23 protein-coding genes and 1 pseudogene are annotated in these 25852 nt (G+C 66.2%); 8 read left to right on the top strand and 16 right to left on the bottom strand.

Annotated features, from left to right (window positions below; all coding sequences use genetic code 11):
- Positions 1-63 precede the first annotated feature (63 nt).
- Genes IM660_RS01100 through IM660_RS01090 form a run of 3 tightly spaced genes read right to left on the bottom strand, consistent with a single transcriptional unit; the run spans position 64 to position 2671 of the window.
- On the bottom strand, positions 64-1077 hold the full coding sequence (locus IM660_RS01100; protein ID WP_193497615.1) for an ABC transporter ATP-binding protein: 1014 nt from the start codon (positions 1075-1077) through the stop codon (positions 64-66).
- On the bottom strand, positions 1074-1871 hold the full coding sequence (locus IM660_RS01095; protein ID WP_193497614.1) for an ABC transporter permease: 798 nt from the start codon (positions 1869-1871) through the stop codon (positions 1074-1076). Before IM660_RS01095 ends, IM660_RS01100 begins: the two co-directional genes overlap by 4 nt.
- A complete protein-coding gene (locus IM660_RS01090; protein ID WP_246465077.1) occupies positions 1868-2671 on the bottom strand; it encodes an ABC transporter permease in 804 nt (267 codons plus the stop codon). The genes IM660_RS01095 and IM660_RS01090 overlap by 4 nt, the downstream gene beginning before the upstream one ends.
- A gap of 228 nt (positions 2672-2899) precedes the next feature.
- On the opposite strand from IM660_RS01090, the gene IM660_RS01085 reads away from it, so the two are divergent.
- The 5 genes from IM660_RS01085 (at position 2900) to IM660_RS01065 (ending at position 8755) form a co-directional block, all read left to right on the top strand.
- Positions 2900-3934 carry a LacI family DNA-binding transcriptional regulator gene (locus IM660_RS01085; RefSeq protein ID WP_193497612.1) on the top strand — a complete coding sequence of 345 codons (1035 nt, stop codon included), beginning with the start codon at positions 2900-2902 and terminating at the stop codon, positions 3932-3934.
- A gap of 103 nt (positions 3935-4037) precedes the next feature.
- Positions 4038-5495, top strand: a complete 1458-nt coding sequence (locus IM660_RS01080) for an MFS transporter (RefSeq protein ID WP_193497611.1) — start codon at positions 4038-4040, stop codon at positions 5493-5495.
- 155 nt (positions 5496-5650) lie between these two features.
- Positions 5651-6937, top strand: a complete 1287-nt coding sequence (locus IM660_RS01075; protein WP_193497610.1) for an ABC transporter substrate-binding protein — start codon at positions 5651-5653, stop codon at positions 6935-6937.
- Positions 6934-7890 carry a carbohydrate ABC transporter permease gene (locus tag IM660_RS01070; protein ID WP_193497609.1) on the top strand — a complete coding sequence of 319 codons (957 nt, stop codon included), beginning with the start codon at positions 6934-6936 and terminating at the stop codon, positions 7888-7890. Before IM660_RS01075 ends, IM660_RS01070 begins: the two co-directional genes overlap by 4 nt.
- Entirely contained in the window at positions 7883-8755 is an 873-nt protein-coding gene (locus IM660_RS01065; protein WP_193497608.1) for a carbohydrate ABC transporter permease, read from the top strand. Before IM660_RS01070 ends, IM660_RS01065 begins: the two co-directional genes overlap by 8 nt.
- Positions 8756-8896: 141 nt before the next feature.
- Here IM660_RS01065 and IM660_RS01060 read toward each other — a convergent pair whose 3' ends face one another.
- From IM660_RS01060 to IM660_RS01050, 3 genes are read right to left on the bottom strand one after another with little or no spacing between them, the layout of a single operon-like run.
- On the bottom strand, positions 8897-10831 hold the full coding sequence (locus IM660_RS01060) for an FtsX-like permease family protein (RefSeq protein ID WP_193497607.1): 1935 nt from the start codon (positions 10829-10831) through the stop codon (positions 8897-8899).
- Positions 10828-11520: an ABC transporter ATP-binding protein gene (locus IM660_RS01055; RefSeq protein WP_193497606.1), complete on the bottom strand. Its 693-nt coding sequence runs from the start codon at positions 11518-11520 to the stop codon at positions 10828-10830. Before IM660_RS01055 ends, IM660_RS01060 begins: the two co-directional genes overlap by 4 nt.
- A complete protein-coding gene (locus tag IM660_RS01050; RefSeq protein ID WP_193497605.1) occupies positions 11517-12056 on the bottom strand; it encodes a PadR family transcriptional regulator in 540 nt (179 codons plus the stop codon). Before IM660_RS01050 ends, IM660_RS01055 begins: the two co-directional genes overlap by 4 nt.
- A gap of 262 nt (positions 12057-12318) precedes the next feature.
- On the opposite strand from IM660_RS01050, the gene IM660_RS01045 reads away from it, so the two are divergent.
- Positions 12319-12984 carry an ATP-binding protein gene (locus IM660_RS01045; protein WP_193497604.1) on the top strand — a complete coding sequence of 222 codons (666 nt, stop codon included), beginning with the start codon at positions 12319-12321 and terminating at the stop codon, positions 12982-12984.
- A 41-nt stretch (positions 12985-13025) separates the two neighbouring features.
- On the opposite strand, the gene IM660_RS01040 is transcribed toward IM660_RS01045, so the two are convergent.
- Both IM660_RS01040 and IM660_RS01035 read right to left on the bottom strand, forming a co-directional pair.
- A complete protein-coding gene (locus IM660_RS01040) occupies positions 13026-13472 on the bottom strand; it encodes an AAA family ATPase (protein WP_193497603.1) in 447 nt (148 codons plus the stop codon).
- A gap of 34 nt (positions 13473-13506) precedes the next feature.
- Positions 13507-14946: a sulfatase family protein gene (locus tag IM660_RS01035; RefSeq protein ID WP_193497602.1), complete on the bottom strand. Its 1440-nt coding sequence runs from the start codon at positions 14944-14946 to the stop codon at positions 13507-13509.
- A 74-nt stretch (positions 14947-15020) separates the two neighbouring features.
- On the opposite strand from IM660_RS01035, the gene IM660_RS01030 reads away from it, so the two are divergent.
- Entirely contained in the window at positions 15021-15800 is a 780-nt protein-coding gene (locus IM660_RS01030; protein ID WP_193497601.1) for a GntR family transcriptional regulator, read from the top strand.
- Positions 15801-16021: 221 nt separating this feature from the next.
- On the opposite strand, the gene IM660_RS01025 is transcribed toward IM660_RS01030, so the two are convergent.
- Positions 16022-16201 (bottom strand): hypothetical protein, encoded by a 180-nt coding sequence (locus IM660_RS01025; RefSeq protein WP_193497600.1) that lies wholly within the window; start codon positions 16199-16201, stop codon positions 16022-16024.
- 156 nt (positions 16202-16357) lie between these two features.
- Here IM660_RS01025 and IM660_RS01020 point away from each other — a divergent pair, with 156 nt between their 5' ends.
- The gene (locus tag IM660_RS01020) at positions 16358-17689 is read left to right on the top strand and encodes a class I SAM-dependent methyltransferase (protein ID WP_246465076.1); all 1332 of its coding nucleotides are present in this window, start codon (positions 16358-16360) and stop codon (positions 17687-17689) included.
- A gap of 32 nt (positions 17690-17721) precedes the next feature.
- Here the strand turns inward: IM660_RS01020 and IM660_RS01015 are convergent.
- The 7 genes and pseudogenes from IM660_RS01015 to IM660_RS00985 all read right to left on the bottom strand — a co-directional run.
- Positions 17722-17907, bottom strand: a pseudogene (locus tag IM660_RS01015) (class 1b ribonucleoside-diphosphate reductase subunit beta); the annotation flags it as partial.
- A gap of 149 nt (positions 17908-18056) precedes the next feature.
- Complete coding sequence (locus IM660_RS01010) at positions 18057-19964, bottom strand: hypothetical protein (RefSeq protein WP_193497599.1); 1908 nt, start codon at positions 19962-19964, stop codon at positions 18057-18059.
- A gap of 307 nt (positions 19965-20271) precedes the next feature.
- Positions 20272-21246 carry a class 1b ribonucleoside-diphosphate reductase subunit beta gene (nrdF, locus tag IM660_RS01005; protein WP_193497598.1) on the bottom strand — a complete coding sequence of 325 codons (975 nt, stop codon included), beginning with the start codon at positions 21244-21246 and terminating at the stop codon, positions 20272-20274.
- A gap of 82 nt (positions 21247-21328) precedes the next feature.
- Positions 21329-23434 (bottom strand): class 1b ribonucleoside-diphosphate reductase subunit alpha, encoded by a 2106-nt coding sequence (gene nrdE / locus IM660_RS01000; protein WP_193499159.1) that lies wholly within the window; start codon positions 23432-23434, stop codon positions 21329-21331.
- A 41-nt stretch (positions 23435-23475) separates the two neighbouring features.
- The gene (nrdI, locus tag IM660_RS00995) at positions 23476-23877 is read right to left on the bottom strand and encodes a class Ib ribonucleoside-diphosphate reductase assembly flavoprotein NrdI (RefSeq protein ID WP_193497597.1); all 402 of its coding nucleotides are present in this window, start codon (positions 23875-23877) and stop codon (positions 23476-23478) included.
- 55 nt (positions 23878-23932) lie between these two features.
- On the bottom strand, positions 23933-24190 hold the full coding sequence (nrdH, locus tag IM660_RS00990; protein ID WP_159619085.1) for a glutaredoxin-like protein NrdH: 258 nt from the start codon (positions 24188-24190) through the stop codon (positions 23933-23935).
- A 431-nt stretch (positions 24191-24621) separates the two neighbouring features.
- Entirely contained in the window at positions 24622-25851 is a 1230-nt protein-coding gene (locus IM660_RS00985; protein ID WP_210769051.1) for a CehA/McbA family metallohydrolase, read from the bottom strand.
- Between the last annotated feature and the right edge of the window lies 1 nt (position 25852).

The raw sequence follows: 25852 nt of genomic DNA, 5'->3' as shown, positions 1-25852 counted from the left end.
TTCGAAGGGGAGGGGGATCGGTCTGGATGGTGAGGAGGGATCGGTGAAGTGAGATCGGGACGGTCAGGCGGGCAGGGTGACGAGGTGACCTGGTGATGCGGTGATCGCCACGTCATCCCCGATCCGCAGGTCGGGTGCTGTGCTGGCGCGCAGGTCGGCAACGAGCCGGATCGGTTCCGAGCGCCCTGGGGCGTCGGCGGCGAGAGTGACGAGCACATCGACCCCGCGGTAGGCCAGGTCAGTGACGCGCCCGTCCAGCGAGAGGCCGTCGGAGGTCTCCGCGGGCGATTGACGGGCATCCACGTGCAGGTGCTCGGGCCGTACCGTCACCTGTGCGTCGGCAGTGGGGACGAAGTTCTCGTACCCGAGGAACTCGGCCACGAACCTGTTCGCCGGAGCCGGGAAGACGTCCTGCGGAGCGCCCTGCTGCTGAATCCGGCCGTCCTTCATGACCACCATCTGGTCACTCATCTCGAGCGCTTCGTCCTGGTCGTGGGTGACGAGCACGACACTCAACCCGGTCTCGGACTGGATGCGGCGGATCTCGGCACGCATCTGCAGTCGCAACCGCGCATCGAGGTTGGACAGCGGTTCGTCCAAGAGCAGCAGGTCCGGTTCGATCGCGACGGCGCGGGCGATCGCCACCCGTTGCTGCTGCCCTCCGGAGAGCTGCTTCGGGCGGCTGCCGGCCAGGTGCGCCAGGCCCACCATCTCCAGCGCCTCGGTGACCCGCTTCGCCCGCTCGGAGCCGGAGACACGCCGCAGTTTGAGCCCGTAGCCGACGTTATCCGCGACGCTCATGTGCGGGAACAGCGCATAGGACTGGAAGACCATGCCGAGGTTGCGCTTCTCCGGCGGGGCCGTGGTGAAGTCCTCACCGCGGATGAGGATCCGGCCACCGGTGGGGCGCAGATATCCGGCGAGCATCCGCAGGCTGGTGGTCTTGCCACAACCGCTGGGCCCGAGCAGCGTGGTGAGCTTGCCCTCGGGAATTGTCAGGTCGATCGCGTCCACGGCGGTGAAGTCGCCGAACACCTGGGAGACGGCCTGAAACTGGGCAGCACTCGTCACGCTCATCGGTTGATCCCTCCGAAAATCTTGGCGAACCCCACGGTGCGCTCGGCCACGACGGCCACCAGCACGGTGCCGGCGAGGATGAGCACCGAGGTCGAGGCGACGATCGGGTCGTAGTTCTGCTGGACGTAGTCGAGCATCGTGACCGGCAGAGTGCGGAACTCGCGGCTCTGCAGCAGCAGCGACAGCGGCACGTTGTTGAACGACGTCACGAACGCCAGCAGCGCCGCGGAGAAGATCCCTGGGCGCAGCAACGGCAGCGTGATGGTGAAGAAGGTCCGCATGGGCGTGGCACCCAGGCCACGGGCGGCGTCCTCCACGGCCGGGTCGATCAGCGCCAGGGAGGCGCCTGTCACCCGTACCGCGTAGGGGAACATCAGCACGGTGTGCCCGATCGCCAGCGTGGTGAGGTTGTTCATCCCCAGCCCGATCATGAACTGCTGGTACAGCGCCAGGCCCACCACCAGCTCCGGGACGATCAGCGGGGAGAGGAACATCCCCTCCAACAGCCCCTTGCCCGGGATCTTGCCGCGATGGATGGCCAGCGCCACCGGAACACCCAGCGCGAGCGACGCGATCGCCGCGAAGACGGCCAGCTGCAGGCTGGACGCGAGCGCCGACATGAACGGCTGGTAGGTGACCGCGGCCTCGAACCACCGCAGGGAATACCCGTCCGGAGGAAAGCGCACGGTGGAACCGGCGGTGAATGCGGTGATCACCACGAAGAAGAGCGGTGCGATCATCACGATGTAGCCGAGTACTGCGAGCGAGGCAGCCACGGGGCGGCGCGTGTTCATGAGGTCCTTGCCCTCCGTCCCATCACCGAGGAGAGTGCGGCCACCCCGAACACCAGGACGGTCATGATCATCGCCGTCGCGCTTGCGGCTGCCCAGTCGATCGTGGAGCTGGAGTACTGGAACAGCTGGGTGGAGAGCATTCGCTGCCGCGAGCCGCCGAGCAGGTAGGGCGTGGTGTAGGCGGTGATCGAACCGGCGAAGACGAGGGTCGCGGCCACCACCACACCGGGCCATGAGAGCGGCACCACGATGGTCCAGAACGTACGCGCCCGGCCGGCTCCGAGCCCGCGGGCCGCCTCGTCCAGGCTGGCATCGACCTGGGCAAGCGCCGAGTAGCAGGAGACCACCGCGAGTGGGAGGAAGAGCTGCACCAGACCAAGCACGATCGCCAGCGGTGTGTACAGCAGTTGCGGGGCCTCGTCCACGATCCCGAGGGCCACGAGCGTCTGCCCGACAGCACCCTGGGAGCCGAGCACCACGAGCCATCCGAAGGTGCGCACCACGTTCGACAGCAGCAGCGGGAAGATCGCCACCGCGAGCAGCACGCCGGCCCAACGCGACTGCGAGCGCGCCAGCAGGTACGCGATGGGGAATCCGAGGACCACGCAGGTGACGGTCACAATCAGGCCAAGGCCGAGTGTCCGCCCGATGATCGTCAGGTCATAGGGATCGGTCAGCATCCGTGCCAGCCGGGCCAGCACCTCGCCGGTGGTGGTGTCCGGCGGCGCGAGCAGCATGATCAGCGCCGGCACCAGGAATCCGGCGAGCAACAGCACGAGCCCGGGCAGCAGAAGCAGCATGAGGCTGCGTCGGTGTCCGCGCATACCTACCTCGCCTGGTTCGGGGTCCTGGTCGTGACCAGCTGGTGGAGCAGTTCGCGTCAATGTCTCCGCAACCGCTCCCACAACCGGTTCCATTCGCTAGAGTATGGAACCAGATGCTCTCGGGGTGCGTCCAGTCCTGATTCCGGCGTGAGCCACCACCTGGGGCTTGATGCCGCTCGATACCGCTCGATACCAGGAGGTTGGGTGCCCACACTGCTTGACGTCGCCGCACATGCCGGCGTCTCCAAGTCGACGGCTTCGCGCGCGCTCAGCCACCCGCAGCTCGTCGCCCCACGCACCGTCGAGCGCGTCCTCGCCTCCGCGGTGGAACTCGGTTTCGTCCCCAACCGGGCGGCTCGCGAGCTCGCCCGTGGTCGCACCGGTGTGATCGCACTCGTCGTCCCCACCCTCACGAACTCCTTCTTCACCCCGATCATCGGCGGGGCACAAGAACGGGGGGCGCGGGACGGCCTGCAGATCACCGTCGCCGTCAACGAACTCGCCGACGGTGAAGATCTCCTGCGCTACCAGCGGCTGGCTCAGCAGGTCGATGGCGCCGTCGTGGTGGCGCCGCGGTGCACCGACGAGACGCTCCGCACCGCCGTCTCCATCCGGCCGACCGTGCTCGTGGATCGCGAGCTCACGGGAACCGCGTCGGTCGTGGCAGACACCGCTGGCGCCTTCGTCGAGCTGCTGACGGCGCTCGCCGATGCCGGGCACCGGCGGATCGCATTCCTCGGCGGCCCGGACCGTTCCTGGCAGAGTGGGCAGCGCACCCACGCCCTCCGGGAGGCGGCGACAGCTCAGGGTGTGGACCTCGCCGTCCTGGGCCCGTACCCGCCGACCTTCGACGCGGGCGTGGCCAGTGTCGATGAACTCCTCGGCAGCGGTGCGACGGTGGCCCTCCCCTACGCCAGCGACCTCGGCTTGGGCGCACTGTTCGGCCTCCAGCAGCACGAACGCGCCTCTTGGTCCTCACGTCCGCACCCGGACGAGTCGGGCATCGTGGTCGTCGGCCGCCCGCAGGCACCGATGGTCGACGTGGACGGGGTCGAGCTCGGCCGGAGAGCCATGCACCATCTGGTCGCCCGGCTCACTGCACCCCTGCTCCGGCCCGCGCTCGCGTCCCTGCCAGGTGACGGTCACGCCCTCGCCGGGGCATCCGGCGACACACCGGAGCATCTGCCCGAGCACGTCGCCGAACGTCTCCCCGTCCCCGTCACCTGGCCACCGGTCTGAGGGCCACGATTCTGAGGGCCACGATCTCGATCACCAGGTGAGACGACCGGCCGATCTGCCGCACCCACGCGCCGTTGTCGGTGGCGCCTGGAAGGATGCGGGCATGTCCACGGATGCGAGCCAGACCGGAGAAGGGCACGCCCTCACCCGGTCCGAGCGTCTCGATCGCCTGCCCTTCACCCGAGCGCACACCAAACTGCTCGGCGGCTCGGGGATCGGATGGGCCCTCGACGCGATGGACGTTGGGCTCATCTCCTTCATCCTCGCCGCCTTGGCGCAGGAGTGGGGGCTCAGCGGCGGCGAGCGTGGCTGGCTTGCCTCGATCGGCTTCGTCGGGATGGCGCTCGGGGCGAGCCTGGGTGGTCTGCTCGCCGACCGGATCGGCCGCCGTCAGGTATTCGCCCTGACCTTGCTGGTCTACGGTCTGGCCACCGGCGCCTCGGCCGCGGCCGGGGGCCTGGCGGCCCTCATGGTGCTGCGTTTCATTGTCGGCCTCGGGCTCGGTGCGGAGCTGCCGGTTGCCTCGACCCTGGTGAGCGAGTTCGCCCCGAAGAAGATCCGCGGCCGGATCGTGGTGATCCTGGAGGCGTTCTGGGCGCTCGGGTGGATCCTGGCCGCGCTCGTCGGCTACTTCGTCGTCCCGCTGGAGAACGGGTGGCGGTGGGCGTTCCTCATCGGCATGGCACCAGCGGCGTACGCCCTGTTCGTGCGTCTACGGCTCTCCGAGTCGGTGCGATTCCTCGAGAGCACGGGCCGCCATGCTGAGGCGGAGGCAGCCGTGCGCCGGTACGAGGCCTCGGCAGGTATCCCGGCGCCCCTTCCCGAGCGGGTCTACCGCGCGGATCCCGACGGCGCAACCTCCCCGCGCACAGACGCACACCCTGGTGAGGGTCCGGGTACGCAACGTGACAGCCCGGCCGGCAACCGGGCCCGGAACCCGGGCGGGCGCCCGGGTGCGCCCCGCGCCCGCTGGAGCGATCTGTGGCAGGCCAGACTCCGCCGTCGGACCGCCGGCCTGTGGATCGTGTGGTTCGGCGTGAACTTCGCCTACTACGGGGCCTTCATCTGGCTACCCTCACTGCTGGTGGAGCAGGGCTTCGACCTGGTGCGCAGCTTCGGCTACACGCTGATCATCACCCTCGCCCAGCTCCCGGGCTACGCCGCGGCCGCCTATCTGATCGAGACGTGGGGTCGGCGCACCACGTTGATCACCTTCCTGGCGGGTTCGGCGGTCTCTGCGCTGCTGTTCGGGCAGGCTGAGTCGGTGGCAACGATCCTGGCCGCCGGGATGGCGCTCTCGGCCTTCAACCTCGGGGCCTGGGGAGCGCTGTACGCGATCACGCCCGAGCTCTATCCGACGGCGTTGCGCGGCACCGGCGCGGGCAGTGCGGCAGCGTTCGGCCGGATCGCCTCCATCCTGGCTCCGCTCGCGGTCGGCTACCTCCACGTGGCGGGCGGGCTGGGTGTCACGTTCGCCGTGATCGGTGCCGCCTTCGTCGTGGCATGCGTGGGCGCGGTGCTGCTGCCAGACCGCACCGGGATGGCTCTCGAGGACGCATGAAGATCCCCGACGGCGGAATGCTGCGGGTGACAAAGGTGGCAATTCCACCGGCACGGCAATAGTTGGCAACTCGCCGCGCACCTGATGCGGGTCGCGGTTATCGTCAAGCGTGTGCCGATGGGCACACCGCTTTCGACGATGAAAGGACTCAGGCGATGCGACCCAACCGGCGTCAATTCATGGCCATGGCCTCGCTCGGCGCAGTCGGTGCGACCGTTGCAGGCTGCTCCCGCGGAGGCGGTTCGAGCGACTCCGACGACGGCTCCTCGCTCCAGTTCACGTGGTGGGGCAACGAGGTCCGGAACGCGAACACACAGGACGCGCTCGACGCGTACATGGAGGAGAACCCAGGAGTCACGATCTCCCCGCAACCGGGCGAGTGGGCCAGTTACTGGGACCGGCTCGCCACGCAGACCGCGGGCAGCAACGCACCGGACATCATCCAGATGGACATGCGATACATCAGTGAGTACGGGCAGCGCGGGGCCCTGCTCGATCTCTCCGAGCACGGAGCGGATACGTCCGGCTTCATCGAGGGCACCGCGGACTCCGGAATGATCGAGGGCTCGCTCTACGGCATGAACGCCGGGATCAACACGCCGATGGTGTTCGCCAACCCCGCACTCTTCGAGGCCGCTGGCGTGGACGTGCCCGATGACATGACCTGGACCTGGGAGGACTGGCTGGAGATCGCCACTGCCATCTCGGACAGCGGCGCGGCTACCGGAACTCAGGCGATCATCGCCAGCGACGCGCTCTTCGAGGCGTGGCTGCGCCAGCAGGGCAAGAGCCTCTTCGCCGAGGGCGGCGAGATCGGTTTCGAGGTTGACGACCTGCGCGGATGGTTCGACCTCGGGATGCGGTTTGCCGATGCCGGCGCCATTCCCAGCCCCTCGGCGATCAACGAGGACTTCAGCAAGCCGCTGGACCAGGCGGACTTCGTCGTGGGCAACACGGCGATCGCTCAGTACTGGTCGAACCAGCTGCAGGCACTGGAGACGTCGGCGGGAACCGAGTTCCGGCTCCTGCGCTACCCAAGCATCGAGGGTGATGCGATGCAGCGCGCGGCTTGGTACAAGGCCTCGATGCTGTGGTCGGTCTCCGCGACCACCGAAGACCCCGAGGGTGCGGTGGCGCTGGTCAACTGGTGGATGAACAGCCAGACAGCCGCCGAGATCGAGCTGGCCGAGCGGGGCATCCCGCCGAACGGCGAGATCTCCGCAGCCATCCGGGATCAGCTGTCGGAGCCGCAGCAGCGAGTCTCCCAGTTCATCGAGGACATTGAGCCCGAGCTGGCACAGACTCCGGTCGCGCCGCCGCCCGGAGGGCAGACGGACGTGTTCCTGCAGCGTCACGCCACGGAGCTGCTGTTTGGGGACGCCACCCTCGACGAGGCTGCGCAGGGCTTCTACGACGAACTCAGCGCAGCCATCGGCACATGAGCGCGATCTCCGAGCTGTCGAAGCTGCGGCGCACGGGGCCGGTGACGCCGGAGGAGAAGGCGGCGCGGCGTAAGGAGACGTCGCACGATAACAAGGCGGGATATCTGTTCTTGTTGCCGTGGCTGGTCGGGTTGTTCGTCTTCACGTTGGGTCCGATCCTGGCGTCGTTCTACCTGTCATTGACGGACTATTCGTTGATCCAGGCTCCGAACTTCCTGGGGTTGGACAATTACGAGCGGATGCTCACCGATGACCGGTTGCATCAGTCGTTGAAGGTGACGCTGATCTATGTCGGTGTGGGTGTGCCGTTGCAGCTGGCGTTGGCCCTGGGTGTGGCGGTACTGCTGAACAAGGGCATGCGCGGGTTGGCGTTCTACCGGTCGGTGTTCTACCTGCCCTCGATGCTGGGCGGATCGGTCGCGATCGCGTTGCTGTGGCGCCAGATCTTCGGCACCACCGGGTTGGTGAACCAGGTGCTGCAATTGCTCGGCCTGGATGCGACCACCGGGTATGTCTCGGACCCGGACTATGCACTGTGGACGCTGATCTTGTTGAACGTGTGGACGTTCGGCTCCCCGATGGTGATCTTCCTGGCCGGGCTACGTCAGATCCCGACGATGTACTACGAGGCCGCCGCCCTGGACGGGGCGAGCCGGATCTCGCAGTTCATGCGGATCACGATGCCGCTACTGTCGCCGATCATCTTCTTCAACCTGGTGCTGCAGATCATCAACGCCTTCCAGGCCTTCACCCAGGCGTTCGTGGTCTCCAACGGCACCGGTGGGCCCTCGGACTCGACGTTGTTCTACACGCTGTACCTGTATGAGCAGGGATTCACCCGCTTCGACATGGGGTACGCCTCCGCGATGGCATGGCTACTGCTGGCCATCATCGCCACCTTCACTGCGGTGAACTTCCTGCTGGCCAAGTTCTGGGTGTTCTACGATGACTGAGACGATCGCGGGCGAGATCGACGCCCCCCGCACCCCTGCCGACCACGCACGCAGCCTGGTCAAACATGCCGTGCTGATCGCGGTCAGCCTGCTGATGATCTACCCGCTGCTGTGGATGATCGTCTCCTCGCTGCGCCCCACCGAGGTCATCTTCCGCGCCCCCGGGCTATGGATCAACGAGCTCTACCTGGCCAACTACTCCGAGGGCTGGTTCGCCCTGTCCCAGGCCTTCGACTGGTACCTGGTCAACTCGTTGATCGTGGTCTCCGGTGCGATCATCGGGAACCTGATCTCCTGCTCCCTGGCCGCCTACGCCTTCGCGAGGTTGAAGTTCCGGCTGCGTGGGCTGTGGTTCGCGATCATGCTGATGACGATCATGATCCCGATCCACGTGATCGTGGTCCCGCAGTACATCCTGTTCAACGCCTTCGACATGGTGAACACCTTCCTACCGCTGGTGCTACCGAAGTTCGTCGCCACGGACGCGTTCTTCGTGTTCCTCATGGTGCAGTTCATCCGCGGCATCCCCCGCGAGCTGGACGAGGCCGCCACCATCGATGGCGCCGGTCACCTGCGCATCTTCGGTCAGGTGCTGATCCCGCTGATGATCCCGGCCCTGGCCACGACGGCGATCTTCACCTTCATCTGGACCTGGTCAGACTTCTTCACCCCGCTGATCTACCTGACCAGCCCCGACATGTACACCGTCCCGGTGGCCCTGCGCTCCTTCCTGGACGCAACCTCCGGCTCCAACTGGGGTGCGATGTTCGCGATGTCCATCGTCTCGCTGGTGCCGATGTTCCTCGCGTTCCTGTTCGGGCAAAAGTTCCTCGTCAAGGGAATCGCCACTACAGGAGGCAAGTAGCCCTCCGCGGCGTGACCACACGGCGTGGCCGCGAGGGCGGCGTGAGTGTCGTTGCATGCGCGATGCGCGACACTCACGCCACCCGCGCGGGCGCGGAGGTGGGCTGAGAGCAGCATGGAATGGACTCTGGATCTGGGAGGGCTACTCCGTCCGGAGCAGGTCCGCCGTCAACCGCGACCGGGTCAGGGGGAGGGTGACGGCGGAGACCACCACCGTGCCGATCGCGGTCGCCGCGAGAAACACCGTCAGCACATCCCGTGCGGGAATCACGGGCAGTTCGACGACGTGCCGGTAGGCCTCGAACAGCAACCACCCGCACGGCAGCGCGAGGGCGAGTGACGCGAGCAGCGGGATCAGGGTCTGCAGCACCTGCCCGGTCCGGAGCACGCGCAAGGGAACGCCGATAGCCACCTGCCGCGCCACCGCCCGGCGACGTTCCAGCGCGCGATCGACCGAGGTCAGCGCCAGGGCGAACAGTCCGATCCCCACGACGATCGCGCACAGCGTCCACACGACCGTGCGCACGCGAAGCACCTCGTCGTAGTCCCAGGTGGGGTACGCCCATGCCTCCATGCCCAGCTGCTCCGCCATCGTGATCACCTCGGCCTGAACGGCCGTACCGCCGTCGGCGATCATGGTGATCCGGGCCGGTTCCCCGATCTCCTCACGCACCAGGTCGATCGGCACGAAGACGCCGATCTGACTGGGGTACACCCACTCCTCCAGCGTGGCCTCGGGGTCGTAACGGATCGGCTCAGCATCGAGAGGCACGGCGAGCCACTCCTCGTCGAGCGTACGCAGCTCGACAACGCCGCCGAGATCATCGACATCGGGCGGTACGCCGATCTCATCGATCGACCGGTCGCTCGGGAGCCACTCCACGGCCGCAGCACGATCGTCGCGGCATCCCTCCGCCACGATGAGCAGTTGGAGTTGCTCGCACGTGCCGATGAAGATCTCCGCGCACGGTGCCCCGCTGCTCGCCGGGTCGCACTGTGCGTCCACAGCCACGTAGTCAGGCACCCATCCGTGGACTCCCTCGACGGTCATGAGGTGATCAGCAACCGCGTCGAGGTCCTCGATCGGCGGTCGCGTGTCGGCGCCCGCGGTCATCACGCGGATCTCCTGCGGACCATCCGTCAGCACCTGCTCGGCGTACCGGTACTGCGGCGTGCTCTGGAACGCGCCCAGCACGGCGGCCGACGCCATCACCAGGTACACGACTACTCCGATCCCAGCCACCAGGCGGCTCGCGCTGGCGGGTGCTACCTGAATGGCCCGGCCCGCGAGCAGCAGCCCGGTCGATCGGCGGCGGACCAGGACGCGCGCGGCCCACGAGGCGAGCACCGGTGCCGCCAGCGCGATCGTGACCGCCCCGAGCAGACCGCCGGTCAGGAGCGCGAGCGCGACAGTCTTGTTCGACGTCGTGACGAGGTCCACCTGCGTGAGCCACCCGAGGACGGCGGTCGTCGGCACCAGGAGGACGAGTCGCCATGGACTGGGGGTGCGCCGGGCGGACTCGGTGCGTTCGCTGCGAGGGTCGGTGAGGAGCCGGCCCATAGGCGCCGTGGCGACCACCACGGACAGGGCCACCACACCGGCGATGGTGAGGGCCGCCGTCGTGGGGGTGGTGCGCAACGGGGCCACGAACCACGCGGGCCCAGCGGCGACCCAGCGTTCCACGGCTGGTGTGAGGGCAAGGAAGGCTGCGAGACCGGCCAACGATCCGGCGAGGGCCACGATGGCGTTCTCCAGTGCGGCCACGATGACGGAGCGGCCGGTGCTCATCCCGAGCAGGCGCAGGGAGGCCAGGCGCCGGTCACGAACGCCGGAGGACATTCGCCCGACAGTCAGCAGGAGGATGGCCACGGGGACGACGAGCACGCCGACAATCGCAGTGAACTGGTTCCGGGCGACCGGGTTGTCGGCCAGACCGCCCGGGTGCACGGCATCGGGGAGCGCCTGGGCGCCGAGAAGAATCGCGACACCCAGCACATGAGCGCCGGCCACTGACCCTGCTCGCAGCCATCCGCCGGCGCGGATCAGACTGATGGCAAGCCGGAGCAGCACCCTCACGCCGGCACTCCCGCGTCGACGACGGCGCCGTCGCGCAGGTGTATATCTCGGTCGGACCAGGCCGCCACCCGCATCTCGTGGGTGACGAGCAGGACGGCTGTTCCCTGGTCGGAGGCAGCGCTCACGAGCGCCTCCAGCACGAGTTCCCCGGTCACGGTGTCGAGTGAGCCGGTGGGTTCGTCGGCGAGGATGACGGCGGGCCAGTGGACCAGCGCACGGGCGACCGCTGCACGTTGCGCCTGGCCGCCGGAGACTTCACTGAGGCGTCGATCGGCCTCGTCGGCCACGCTGAGGCGGTCCAGCATCTCCAGCGCACGCTCGCGGCACCGGGCCGGCTGCTCGCCCAGCAGGCGCAGCGGCAGCTCAACGTTCTCGACGACGGTGAGCTCAGGCACGAGGTCACCGAACTGGAACACGAACCCGAGCTCGCGGAGCCGCCGGGCGGAGCGGACCCGGTCCGGCTGCGTATCCAATCGCTGACCGGACAGCGTGACGGTTCCGGCGTCGGGCCGGAGCAGCCCGGCCAGCAGGTGCAGCAGGGTGGACTTGCCCGAGCCGGACGGGCCCATGAGGGCCACCACTTCGCCGGGTGCGATCTCGATGTCGACGCCACGCAGCACGTGGGTGGACCCGATCGCGCACTCCAGACCACGTCCTGCCAAGACGGGGGCCGCCGACTGGTCGCTCATCGCCGTGCCTCCTTCTCCGCACCGATCGTCCGCTCCAGGTCGCCCAGCCGGGCTGCGGCGATCTCGATCCAGTTCAGATCGGCCTCCAGGTGGGCGATCTGGTGGTCCCCGGCGAGGCGATCGATCACGTCCCCGGTTCGGCGGGCTGCGGTCAGTTCACGCATCCGCGCCAAGTAGCTGCGGCGGTGGGCGTCGAGGATCTGCTCCGCCGGGCGACCGGCCACCAGGGCGAGGATGACCTTGGTGAACAGTTCGGTAGGGCGCCCACCCGGTTCGTGTGGGGTGGCGAGCCAGCGGTCCAGCTCCGCGACACCGTCGTCGGTGATCGCGTAGACCTTCCGCTCCGCCCCCTCCCCCTGCTCGACACCGACCCCGCTGGTGAAGCCGTCACGTTCCAGCCGGGAGAGGGTCGCGTACACCTGGCCGTACCGGAGCTCGCGTTCCTGACCGAGCACGGAGTCGTATCTGCGTTTGAGCACGAAGCCGTGCGCAGGGCCGTCGTCGAGCAGAGCCAGGAGCGCCATCGGGACTGTCATGGCGGCGACTATACACTGGGTGTATTCACTGGGTGAATACTTGAGAAGTGCGAGCGAGTGTGCGGCTAGTTCCGGGGGGTGAGCGCGGCTAGTTCAGAGAAACGTGTACGGCTGATTGCTAGAAACCGATGCGGCTGATCGCCACTCACGCGTACTGTTGAGACACGACCGAGTTGATCACACGCCGCCTCAGCCCGGTGCTCCGGAAGGGTCTCGAGGAGACGCCGGTACTGCTGCTGGAAGGGGCTGGCTGCAAGGGCACGTGCGGCAGTCATTGGAACGAGATGCTGGGGAGATCCAGCGCATCCATCGCAAGGCGGACCTGCGGCACATCCTGATGCGAATCGTCGGCCAGACCGCCGGACTACTCAATGTCAGCAAGGTCGCGCAGGGGCTGGAGTCGTCGCGGGGTACAGCGACCGCATACATCGAGTTGCTGGAGTCTCTGTTCCTGATCGACACGTTGCCGGCGTGGGGAACCACTGTGTCGTCGCGGAGCGTATCCGCGCCGAAGGTCCACGTCCTCGACTCGGGAGTCGGCGCTCATGTGATGCGGCTGAGCAGCGCCAAGGTGGAGCGTTTGGACCCCTCGGCGATGACGGAGTTCGGGCATCTGCTGGAGTCGTTCGTGGTCCAGGAGACGATCCGGCAGGCAACCTGGATGAGTTCGCTGGTTACTGTCGGCCACTGGCGGACTCGCGATGGTGACGAGGTCGACCTCGTCCTGGAGCGTCACGACGGGACCGTCGTCGGTATCGAGGTCAAGGCTGGTGAGCGAGTAGAGGGAAAGCAGTTCGCAGGGCTGAGGAAGCTGCGGGATCGGCTCGGATCCGCCTTCGTCGCGGGCGTGGCCTTCCATCTCGGCCAGGTCGGCTACGAGGCAGAGGACCGTCTCCATTCACTGCCGGTGGAGCGGCTCTGGACCTGACTCGCAGGTTCTCCCGCGCTGGTGGGCACCGGTCGGACATGTCACGAGACCGCTCCGAGCGTCTCGATCTCAGTGGCGAGATCAGCGACGGGGCGTCGGCCGTCCAGCTCCCGGTCTGCCCCCTGACGCAGGAGCGGTTCCACTTCGACGACGTATCGCCGGATCTCCCGCTGCTGCGCCTCGGTCTTCCCGTAGGGGTTGTTCGTACGCGTGCGGACGCGCTCGAGCAGCACATCGACTGGCGCACTGAGCAGGACGACCGTCTCGAACCGGTCGTAGAACCTGCCCTGGTTCTCCACGGTGCCGGCGACCACAATGTCCTCGTGGCGGTCCAGCAGGTCGGCCATCCGCTGTTCATCCCAGCGCCCGACGGCGGACTCCCACCCGTCCACGTCGGTCTCCACCGTGCGGTGCCCGCGCCGCGCCAGTTCCTCCAGCAGCGTCGTCTTGCCCGCCCCGGACATCCCGGTGATCAGGATGCGCGGCATGGCCTCACGATAGCCGCGCGACGTACACCAGCGATCAGTCAGCGTACGGCGCGTCCCGATACTGCTCCTGCAGCCGCGCCAGCTCACGCTCGAGCTCGGCCCGTGTCTCCGCGTGGGCGGGATCGTCGGCGATGTTGGTGAGCTCGTTCGGGTCGGCGACGAGGTCGTACATCTCCCACGCGGGTGGGAATGTCTTGTCGGAGGACCCGTCCGTACCGAGCCCGTCGGCGTAGAAGTAGACCAGCTTATGCGTCTTGGTCCGGACGCCGTAGTGGGCCCAGACGTGATGGTTCGGATCGTCGTGCTCCCAGTAGCGGTAGTACATCGACTCCGGCCAGCCCTCGGGCGTCTCACCCTCCAGGAGCGGCAGGAAGCTGCGGCCCTGACCGGTGGGGAGCGCCTCGGAATGATCGATGCCGCATGCCTCGAGGAAGGTGGCCGCGAAGTCGATGTTGGTCACGATCTCATCCGTCACCGTGCCCGGGGCAATCCGCCCGGGCCACTGGATCAGCAGCGGCATCTGCAAGGACTCCTCGTAGATGAAGCGCTTGTCGTACCAGCCGTGGTCGCCGAGGAAGAAGCCCTGGTCGGAGGTGTAGACGACGATGGTGTTGTCCGCGAGGCCCCGCTCCTCGAGGTGGTCCAGTACGCGGCCGACATTGTCGTCCACCGACTGCACGGTCTGCAGGTACTCGCGCAGGTAGCGCTGGTAGAACCACCGGGTCCGCTCCTCGCGATTCTCCTCGCCGGCGAGCTCTGGGGGCATCTCCTCGCGGATATCACGGTCGGGGAGATCGTCGCTGATCCGCATGTTCGCGGCCGAGGCCGCCTCACTCCGGGTCGCATAGTCGTCGAACAGGGTGTCCGGCTCGGCGATGCTGCCGACCGGGTACAGCTCCCGGTGCTTGGGGTGGGGCACCCACGGCCGGTGCGGCGCCTTGTGGTGGATCATCAGACAGAAGGGGTCTTCGCCGGACTGCTCGTCCAGCCAGTCCAGGCTCAGGTCAGTGACGATATCGGTGGCGTACCCGGGAACTGTCGTCTCGCCGTCGGGGCTGATCATCACGGGATCGTTGTACTCCCCCTGGCCGGGGAAGACCTGCCAAGCATCGAAGTCCTCGGGGCGCGGTAGGTGCGGCTCGGTCTCGCCCAGGTGCCACTTGCCGAACAGCGCCGTCCGGTAGCCCGACTCGCGCAGCACCTGGGGGAAATTGGGGACGCGGTAGTCGATGTGGGAGTAGATGCTGGTGACGCCGTTCACGTGCCCGTAGGTGCCGGACAGGATCGAAGCACGTGAGGGTGAACAGATCGAGTTCGTGCAGAAGCAGGAGTCGAGCCTGGCTCCCCCGGCGGCGAGCCGATCCATGTGCGGGGTGTGGTTGACCTTGCTCCCGTAGCAGCTGATCGCATGTGCAGCGTGATCGTCGGTGAGGATCAGAACGATGTTTGGTCGGGACTCACGTGACACGGACATGCACCTCAGCGTACTAGATCACTCAAATGCAGTACTCTAGATAACCTGACCACGTACGGCTCTGGAGGGCAATAATGACGGCGGACACCCGGCCGGCCCACGCGACGATCGCCCAGCAGCTCCGGGACGAGCTCACCGACTACACACCGGGCGACCAGTTTCCGGGGGATCGCGAGCTCGCCGAACGTTTCCAGGTGAGCCCCATGACGGCGCGGCAAGCCGTGGCCACGCTGGTGACCGAGGGCCGGGTGTACCGGGTGCGCGGCAGCGGCACCTACGTGGCCGAGCAGCCCGTCCACCGGCGGATGAGCCGGTTGCTCTCGTTCACCGAGCACATGAGACGACAGGGTCGCATCCCGTCCGCCGTCGTGGTGAGCATGTCCGAACGGGACGGAAGCCGGGACGAGAACGCGGACCTCGACCAGCCAGGTGACAGTTCGGTCATCACGCTCAGCCGGGTCCTCAACGGTGACGGCGTCCCTTTCGCTGTGGAGGATGCCGTCCTGCCGCTACGGTGCGCCGCCGTTCGCGACGCCGACCTGACCGGTTCCCTGCACGCGGCACTGGGTGAGTGCGGTCACCGTCCGGTGCGGTCCCGGGGCACCATGACGGCCGAGGCCGCCGCACCTGAGCACGCCAAGCTCCTCGACGTCGCGATCGGCACTGCCCTGATGGTGCAGCGGCTGCTGCTCGTCGACGAGCACGACGTCCCGGTGCAACTCGTCGTCGTCCGCTACGTGGGTGAGCGGATCGTCTTCGACATCGACCAGGAGCGGCCGGCACATCTTGACCGACCAGGGGGTCCAGTGGATCCGCCATACGCCGTTCGATCCCTGAGTTCTGGTGGCGGCTGAGCAACGTCAGCGCGAGGTGCAGGCGGCGCGCCCGCACCTCGCAGTCAAGAACCTGAGCCGGTCAACGTCCAGTTGCTAGCGGTCATCAGCGCCTCGGCCTGGGGCCGTCCACCGGATCCTGTCTGGAGTTGCCAGAGATCCCTCGTCGTCACCTGATCGGGCAGTCCGTGGCCCGTGCGCCGATCGGCACGCGGCCCTGACGCCCATCGAAACGCGCCACGTCAATGCAACCGGAGCCTGTTCACCATCAGGTCGGCTTCGTCCCTCCCGGATTGAGTGATCGGTCGCAGCACGTCGGCGTCGGTGAGTCGCTCGATCGTTGCGTATGCGCGAGCCTGGGAGGCTCCGGTCAGGCGCATCACCTCCCGCACATCCACGATGGGGTTGCTCGAGCACCTCATGCCCATGCGCAGGAAATGAAGCCTGGTTCATCGAGCGCGCCTGCCTGTAGCGAGAACAACCAGTTGCCTGTTCTCGCTTACGCCATCCAACCGATGCGATCAGGCGGAGCATTCTCGCCGCCAGCGGACGCACCGAGGTGCCCTAGTGTGGACGGTATGGCGTCGACGGTCCGCGAAGCGTTCGACGCGTTCGCCCCACACATGCGGCGGCGGCCGGATGTCGAGGCGCACGATCTCGTGGCCGCAGACGCAAGCGATCGGCTGATTCTGGAATCGGCCGGCCTCGATCGTCCGGAGTCCGCTCGCGAGATGCGCCCGTCTCACGCGTTCGAACATCCGAAGCAGCACATTCCGGCTACACCCACGGCAACGTCACACGTCGGGAGCGTGGTCGTGGTGGGGGATCGGTATGGGGCGCTGGCGCTGCCACTGGCTGCCGCAGGCCTCCGAGTACTGGTACATCAGGACGCCCTCTCCGGAGAGCGAGCGGCGCGCTTGAACGCGGTCGCCGTCGGGCTGGCGCAGGCGTCGGACGTCGACAGCATCGTGGTGCCAGGAGTGACCTGGCACCCGCTGGACGGCGACCTGTTCGCAGGCGCGACGCTCGTGCTGATGCAGCTACCGCGGTCGCTCGGCGCGCTCGACGAGATCGCGGGCCTGATTGCGGATCACGCCGACCCGGCGGTTCACGTCGTTGCGGGCGGGCGAGTGAAGCACATGACACCCGCAATGAACGGTGTGCTGGCCCGGCACTTCGCCACGGTCACGGCCGACAGGGGCGTCGGCAAGTCGAGGGTGCTGCGCGCCTCGGATCCTCGAGCCCGCGTAGATCCGTCCGCCGTGCGCCCGGGCTCGAGCGGACGCCGCGCTCGCCCCGGCGCACTGACCTGGCCGCGGACAGAACGCGACGAGGCAACGGGGCTGACGATCTGCGCACACGGCGCCGCGTTCGCCGGCGCGGGCGTCGACATCGGCACACGTCTGCTGCTCAGCGTGCTCGACCAGGCACCCGACGCGTCGCGGGTGATCGACCTGGGGTGCGGCACGGGCGTCCTCGCGGTGTCCTACGCACGGGCGCACCCCGATGCGCGGGTGATCGCCACCGACCAGTCCTCCGCGGCCGTCGCGTCGGCAACCGCGACGGCCATGGCCAACGGAGTCGCCGCTGCGAGCGGATCGGCTCCGCATTCACCTCTCGGCGGGCCGCCCGGCGTCACCGTCGTCCGGGACGACGCACTGGGCGCCCAGCCCGACGCGTCGGCCGATCTGATTCTGCTCAATCCGCCGTTCCACTCCGGCGCTGCGGTCACCGCTCGGATCGCGCCGCGCCTGTTCGCCGACGCGGCCCGCGTGCTGCGACCCGGTGGCGAGCTGTGGTGCGTGTGGAACTCGCACCTGCGCTATCGGCCGCAGTTGGGGGCGCTCGTCGGTACCACCCGACAGATCGTGCGGGATCCGAAGTTCACCGTCACGGCTTCCGTGCGGTAGCAGACGGCACCCAACGCCACGAACTCACCGAATCAGAAATCCCAGTCCTCGTCCTCGGTGTTGACGGCCTTACCGATCACGTACGACGAGCCGGACCCGGAGAAGAAGTCGTGGTTCTCGTCCGCGTTCAGGCTCAGCGAGGACAGGATCGCCGGGTTCACCGCGGTGGCCCCCTTGGGGAACATCCCCTCGTAGCCGAGGTTCATCAGCGCCTGCGACCCCGGCGCCCCGAGCGTGGGATTCGCTCCCTGTGTGCGATTGTCGACGTGCATCTTCTGGCGTAACCTGGAAAGATGCCGCACCATCGAGGTGACTGCGGAAGTGAGCCTCGGGAGTTCCTGCCGGACGACAGGGCCCAGGGCTCGCGTCATTTCAGGCGCTCCGCGCCACCACTGTTCGCTCGCCCCTCCTCGGTCAAGCTCCAGGCAGTGATCCACTCCGGAGTTACGCGCTTCTCAGAGTGGTCTGGAAGCCCTTGATCATGCAATGTCCAGATCGGCCACGTCTTGACCTGAGACCGCGTTTCCGGTTCAAAGCGACTAAATACGAAATCGGCTTCCTCCGTATCACCCAGGAGGACGGAGCAGGAGTAGGCGACGAGAGTTCTAATCAACTCGTCAGGGTCGCCTGTATGCTTGATGGCCCGAAGCAAATCACGCTCCTCAGAGATCAGTTCACGCTGGCGTGCGACGATCTGGAGTCTGTTGATCACGTACGGTGCTCGCTCGTCACCTGCTTCGATGAGCCAGTCGTTCAGCGCCATCGCCGCGCCGAGGAACTCCTTCCTACGCTCTGGCACCTGGTCAGAGCTGTTGACGAGGCGGAGGACCGTCTGCGTAGCAAAGCTAGTGATCTCCGCGTATTCGGAGATCTTGCGGTAGTAGTCGACCATTCCATCGAGCCGGAGGTTCAGGGTGTACGGAAGGTGTTCGTCGTCGACGAAGGCATCATAGGGCGTGACAAGGTGCCGCTTCACGCCTTCGTCCGTCTCAACACTCGCGGCGAAATGCATCATCAGTTCGGGATCGAACAGGTGGCGCACCTTGAAGTTGCCCGGCTCGGAGCCTTCAAAACATATTAGCTCGATTCGCCATTTGCCCACGGGCTGGAGGATCCGACCCGGACCGGGCAGATCAGCTTTGGCCTCAACCCTACTCACTAGAGGGTCGTAGAGGTCCACGAGCTGCTTGTACTGGCGGTCGGTGATCTCTTCAAGGTCGATGAGTTTGGTGTCAGCTCCGATAGAATTGAAGACCGCCGCAAGAGACTGCAGGTACTCCAGTTGCGCACGCAGTCCATCCTCGTCACTCAAAGCCGCTTCGTTCTGCTGCACGAACGTATCGCCCAGCCAGAATCCCCGCTGATCGAGCATGCCGAAGACGAACTCCAAGGTTTCGACTCTAGAGTGGAGGTACCGGCTCATATCGAACTGCAACTTGATCGCTTGTTGGCCACCAACAGGGCGCTTCAGTAGCACCCTGAGGCTGTCGTTCAACTCCAGCGCAACTGTATCTTCATCGAGACGCCTACGGAACGGCTGCTCGATGGCTACACCGCCAGCGACCACAGCGAAATCAAGGGACTTGCCTATCAGCCAGTCCTCAGGGATAAACTTGATCGCTGCCTGCTCGACTACCTGCTCACCAAAGTCGGTTTCAGCGGTCACCAAGTAGTCATCGCGTTTAGGGTCGAGTTCCAGAAGGCTTCGTCCATCAAAGCGGATCGAACCATCGGTGTGGATGTTGAACCTGGAACTCTCACCCAGGATGCTCAGATCGGCGACGCTCCCTGGCTTCTCATCGGACTTCTTGTGGGCAAGCGCCACGATGTCTTCGAGCGCTTCAGGGCTAGACGGCACCGGCTTGACCCTGATTGAGATATTCTTCTGGTCCCCACGGGCGCTCTTCAGATGGTCGTCAAGCTTGAGCGGGTTGAGTATCGCGTAGTAGGGTCTGGCGGCTTTCGTTTTCGAGTCGATGTCCACGACGAAGAAGAGGATACCCTTCAGGCTCAGGTAGCCCTGGAGGTGCGATCTCTGGAACGAAAAGGATGCGCGCGGCTTACTACCGGGCTCGAAACTCCGGCCCTTAACCTGAACGGAGACTCTTGCTCGGAAGGTCTCGACTCTGTCATCGTCACGGGAATGGAAGTCGATGTGGCCATCGGTGAGAGGGCCCGAGTCAGCGGTCTTCAGATGATCATCCAGTCGTGGACAGGCCAGGAGTAAGCCTTTGATCGTGTGGACCGCACGCTCCTCGACTTCCCTCGTGGCCATGGCTGAACTACTCAACTCCTAGTGTCAGAACTCGCCAAATTGGGAGCAGGTGGTCCGAGCGACCGGCCGCGGCTACATCCTCTGCGCAATGCATCTACGCATCTCCGGAAGCAAACGAGCATGAACGCTCCCCCATCATGCGCACCCACCGACACATCCTGTCAGGCTCAGCCGCCTAGCGCCCTGAGCCGCGAACTCACGAAAACGGGATGACCACGGGTGCATCTCGGCAGCCATGTCAGAACTCTTGGTCGATCTCGGGACTCCTCCCTCCGTTCATTGGAAGGAGGCACCAGACAGGTCCGGATCAGAAATCCCAGTCCTCGTCCTCGGTGTTGACGGCCTTACCGATCACGTACGACGAACCGGACCCGGAGAAGAAGTCGTGGTTCTCGTCGGCGTTCGGGGAGAGCGAAGACAGGATCGCCGGGTTCACCGCGGTGGCTTCCTTCGGGAACATCCCCTCGTAGCCGAGGTTCATCAGCGCCTTGTTCGCGTTGTAACGCAGGAACGCCTTCACGTCCTCGGTCAGGCCGAGCGGGTCGTAGAGCGCCTCGGTGTAGTCCTCTTCATTGTCGTAGAGCTCGAAGAGCAGTTCGAAGGTGTAGTCCTTCATCTCCTGCCGCCGCTCCGGCGTTTCCTTCTCCAGGCCCTTCTGGTACTTGTACCCGATGTAGTACCCGTGCACGGCCTCGTCCCGGATGATCAACCGGATCAGGTCCGCAGTGTTGGTCAGCTTCGCCCGGGAGGACCAGTACATCGGGGCGTAGAAGCCCGAGTAGAACAGGAACGACTCCAGCATCGTGGAGGCGACCTTGCGCTTGAGCGGATCGTCACCGCGGTAGTAGTTCAGGACGATCTCGGCCTTGCGCTGCAGGTTCTCGTTCTCCTCGCTCCAACGGAACGCCTCGTCGATCTCCTGGGTGGAGATCAGCGTGGAGAAGATCGAGGAATAGCTCTTCGCGTGCACCGACTCCATGAACGCGATGTTCGTGTAGACGGCCTCCTCATGCGGGGTGAGCGCATCCGGGATGAGCGAGACCGCACCCACCGTGCCCTGGATCGTGTCCAGCATCGTCAGACCGGTGAACACCCGCGTGGTCATCAGCTGCTCGGCCTCGGTGAGGGTGTGCCAGGACTGGATGTCGTTCGAGAGCGGCACCTTCTCCGGCAACCAGAAGTTGTTCACGAGGCGGTTCCACACCTCGACGTCCTTCTCGTCCTGGATCCGGTTCCAGTTGATCGCCGACACTCTGCTCACGAGCTTGAGCTTCTCTGACACGGGTGGTGCTCCTTGGTTCACGCGAAGAGTAGGTCCTGCAAGAGGTGACGGCCTCACGCGAGGTGAGCTCCGCCGTCGTGGATCACAATGCGCAGCTGACGCAACCCTCCACCTCGGTGCCCTCCAGCGCCAGCTGACGCAGGCGGATGTAGTAGAGCGTCTTGATGCCCTTCTTCCAGGCGTAGATCTGCGCCTTGTTCACCTCACGCGTGGTCACCGTGTCCTTGAAGAACAGCGTCAGGCTCAGGCCCTGGTCCACGTGCTGGGTGGCTGCGGCGTAGGTGTCGATCACCTTCTCGTAGCCGATCTCGTAGGCGTCCTCGAAGTACTCCAGGTTGTCGTTCGTCAGGAACGGCGCCGGGTAGTAGACCCGCCCGATCTTGCCTTCCTTGCGGATCTCGATCTTCGAGGCCACCGGGTGGATCGAGGAGGTGGAGTTGTTGATGTAGGAGATCGAACCGGTCGGCGGCACCGCCTGCAGGTTCTGGTTGTAGATGCCGTGCGCCTGCACCGACTCCTTCAGCGCCGCCCAATCCTCCCGGGTGGGTAGCCGCACGCCCGCCTCGTCGAACAGCTGGCGCACCCGCTCGGTGGCCGGCTCCCACGTTCGCTGGAGGTACTTGTCGAAGAACTCGCCGCTGGCGTACTTCGAATCCTCGAACCCCTTGAACGCCTTCCCGCGCTCGATGGCCAGCTTGTTCGACTCGGTCAGCGCATGGAACAGCACCGTGTAGAAGTAGATGTTGGTGAAGTCCACACCTTCTTCGGAGCCGTAGTGGATCCGCTCCCGGGCGAGATAGCCGTGCAGGTTCATCTGCCCGAGGCCGATGGCGTGGGAGTCGTTGTTGCCCTGCTCGATCGAGGGCACCGACCAGATGTGAGTTTGGTCCGAGACCGCCGTCAGCGCCCGGATCGCCGTACCGACGGTCTTGCCGAGGTCCGGGGAGTCCATGGTGAGTGCGATGTTCAGCGACCCCAGGTTGCAGGAGATGTCCTTGCCGACGTGGTCATAGGACAGGTCGTCCTTGTAGGTCGACGCGGTGGAGACCTGCAGGATCTCCGAGCACAGGTTCGAGTGCGTGATCTTGCCCTTGATCGGGTTCGCCCGGTTCACCGTGTCCTCGAACATCACGTACGGGTAGCCGGACTCGAACTGGATCTCGGCGAGAGTCTGGAAGAACTCGCGCGCCTTGATCTTCTTCTTCTTGATCCGCCCGTCGTCGACCATCTCGCGGTACTTCTCGGTGACGTTCACCTCCGCGAAGGGCACCCCGTACACGCGCTCGACGTCGTACGGGGAGAACAGGTACATGTCCTCGTTGTTCTTCGCCAGCTCGAAGGTGATATCCGGGATCACCACACCCAGGGAGAGCGTCTTGATGCGGATCTTCTCGTCCGCGTTCTCGCGCTTGGTGTCGAGGAACCGGTAGATGTCGGGGTGGTGGGCGTGCAGATACACCGCGCCCGCGCCCTGACGCGCCCCGAGTTGGTTGGCGTAGGAGAAGGAGTCCTCGAGCAACTTCATCACCGGGATCACCCCGGAGGACTGGTTCTCGATCTTCTTGATCGGCGCCCCGTGCTCACGCACGTTGCTCAGCAGCAGTGCCACACCACCGCCACGCTTGGACAGCTGCAGTGCCGAGTTGATCGCCCGCGCGATCGACTCCATGTTGTCCTCGATGCGCAGCAGGAAGCAGGAGACCGGCTCCCCGCGCTGCTTCTTGCCCGAGTTCAGGAACGTCGGGGTGGCCGGCTGGAAACGGCCGGAGACGATCTCGTCGACCATGGACATCGCGAAGTCCTCGTCACCGTCGGCCAGCGTCAGCGCCACCATCGCGACCCTGTCCTCGAACCGCTCCAGGTACCGCTTCCCGTCGAAGGTCTTCAGCGTGTACGAGGTGTAGTACTTGAAGGCACCCAGGAACGTCTGGAAGCGGAACTTCTTGCCGTAGGCGTGGTCGAAGAGCCGCTGCACGAACTCCCGGGAGTACTTCTCAAGCACCTCGGTCTCGTAGTAGCCGTGCTCGACCAGGTAGTCGAGCTTCTCGGCGAGGTTGTGGAAGAAGACCGTGTTCTGGTTGACGTGCTGCAGGAAGTACTGCCGCGCCGCCTCCCGGTCCTTGTCGAACTGGATCTCACCGTTCGGGCCGTAGAGATTCAGCATCGCGTTGAGCGCGTGGTAATCCATCCCGGACTCGTTCGGTGCTGCCACCTCGATGGCGTCCTCGGTCACTGTTGCAGCCACAACTGTCCCAATCCCTCACGGACGCGCGTGACGTCCTCAGCGGTTCCTAGTAGTTCGAAGTTGTACAGATGGGGCACCTTGCACTTGCGTGCCACGATGTTCCCGGCCAGGCAGTAGGCGGACCCGAAGTTCGTGTTCCCTGCGGCCACCACCCCACGGATCAGGGACCGGTTGTGCTCATCGTTGAGGAACCGGATCACCTGCTTGGGCACCGCACCCTGGCCGTCGCCGCCCCCATAGGTCGGCGTGAAGAGCACATACGGGTCCTTCACGTGCAGGGGTGCATCCACCGGCCGCAGCGGGATCCGCGCGGCCGGCAGCTCGAGCCGGTCCACGAATCGGCGCGTGTTCTCCGATACGGAGGAGAAATACACGATGCCCGGCACGGTGCGGGCCCCCTTTCGAGCCGATCGGCCAGTCGGGACGATCAGATCAGTGCGATCAGGCCAGCGCGGCCGAGGACTGCGTGACGTTCGCCGCGGCGAGCGCCTTGATCTTGTCCGGACGGAAACCGGACCAGTGATCGCCGCCGGCGAACACGACAGGTGCCTGCTGGTACCCGAGCGCCTTGACGGACTCGAGCGCCTCGGCGTCGGTGGAGATGTCCACCACGTCGTACTCCAGGCCGTGCTTCTTGAGCGCACGGTAGGTGGCATCGCACTGCACGCACGCCGGCTTGCTGAAGACGGTGATGGTCATTGTTCTCCGCGTCCCTTCCTCATCCTTCGTCTCGTCCTCACCCGGTCTCGCCCCGCAAGTTCCTGCACTGTAACTACAACCGTGTGATTCGCTCGTGCCGCTACGTCGGCCTCGATCGTGAGCGACAAGAAAGACACTACACCTAGTGGTGGCCGGTGCGGCAGACCCCAAGGGGTTGTGTTGGCGTGTCGAGTTACACGCGTGTCATCCACAGGCAGACGGCGTGTTGCTGTGGACTTCTGAGCCTCTCCTGTGTACGGCCTGGGGACCGACGTGTGGGTACACCACGACACGGAGGAGTTGTCCACAGAACGGGTGCCTCCTGTCCACACCCTCGACGACGGAGCGGGTGTCCAGGAGGTAACGAATCCCCTGGTCCGTGCACAGTCGGGTGGGCCTGCCCACAGCGTGCCGGGTCACAGTGCAGTGGGTCACGGACTGATCGCCAGCAGCTCCCGATCCGGTGAGGTGAGCCGGAACGGCCCCCGCCCCGCCCGGTCCAGGCTCACCCGCGCACGCGCCTGCCTGATGACCTGTGCCCGGCCGTCAGCATCGGTCAGCACTGCCCCCTCGGCACCCTCGGCCACCAGCTCCTCCCCCACCCGCAGCAGCGCCGCGGAGTTCGGACCCGGGTGCGAGATCGCCGTCCGTCCCGCCCGGATCGCCGCGAGGACCGCCTCCGGCTCAGGCGACTCGGCCGCCACCCACGTGGTCGGCGTACCGGGGAGGTACCCGTGGCGGGGGTGGTGGTAGTCGCTGCCGCCGAGCAGCACCGCATCCTGGCGCCAGTGCGGCCACAGCCCCCAGGGCTGCGTGGAACGCAGATCCCGGAACCACGTGACGTGCCACAGTTCCACCGCCTCCGGCCACGCATCCAACCGGTGCTGCCACGCCCACTCCCCCTCCAGCGGGTGGTTGATGCTCACCAGCCCACCACGTGCCTGCGCGTCGGCGATCCACTCGGCCACCGGCCGGCGGAAGTCCATCCAGCCCACCTCACCGAACACGTTCGCATGCCCGCGATCGGTGGTCACCTCCTGCCCGGGCAGCAGCGGGATCCCCAGCGCCCGCCCCACCTCCGGCAGCAGCCGGTGGTGGGAGACGGTGTTGTGCTCGGTAACGGCGAGGAAGTCCAATCCCGCCTGCACTGCGAGAGCCGCGAGCTCGGCCAGGGACTGCTCGCCGTCGGAGTGCGTGCTGTGCGCATGCAGGTCCCCGGCATACCAGGTCAGCCCGGGCTCGGCGGGCAGGCCACGGGTGCTCCCACGCGGGGCCGCCTGCTGCGGAGCGACCGGAGCGGGATCCGGCATCACGTCGGATTCGGCTGGGGTGAGCACCGTGACCGTCACCTCGATCGGCTCGGCGGGCAAGCGGTACAGCCCCAGCTGCACGGTCCACTCCCCCGCCTCCAGTTCCCCGGGCAGGTATCCGGGCGTCGCACGGTCGGCCCCGATCACGAACGATTCCCGCGCCCCACCGGACCACCCCCGCCAGCCGGCGGGCCCCTCGCACCCCAGATCCACGACGGCGGACGTCCGGTCATACTCGAGCCTCACCTCAAGCGAGGCGCACCCAGGCGGCACCTCGAAGCCGAGGGCGAGGTACGGCGTCGTGAGCAGATCGGCGCGGCCGAGGCGCAGGCGGTGCACGGCGGGTGCCACG

The sequence above is a fragment of the Ruania alkalisoli genome, from assembly GCF_014960965.1.
Taxonomy (GTDB): domain Bacteria; phylum Actinomycetota; class Actinomycetes; order Actinomycetales; family Beutenbergiaceae; genus Ruania; species Ruania alkalisoli.
Note: the sequence above shows the minus strand (reverse complement) of the source record. Positions and strands in the feature narration are given on the sequence as shown.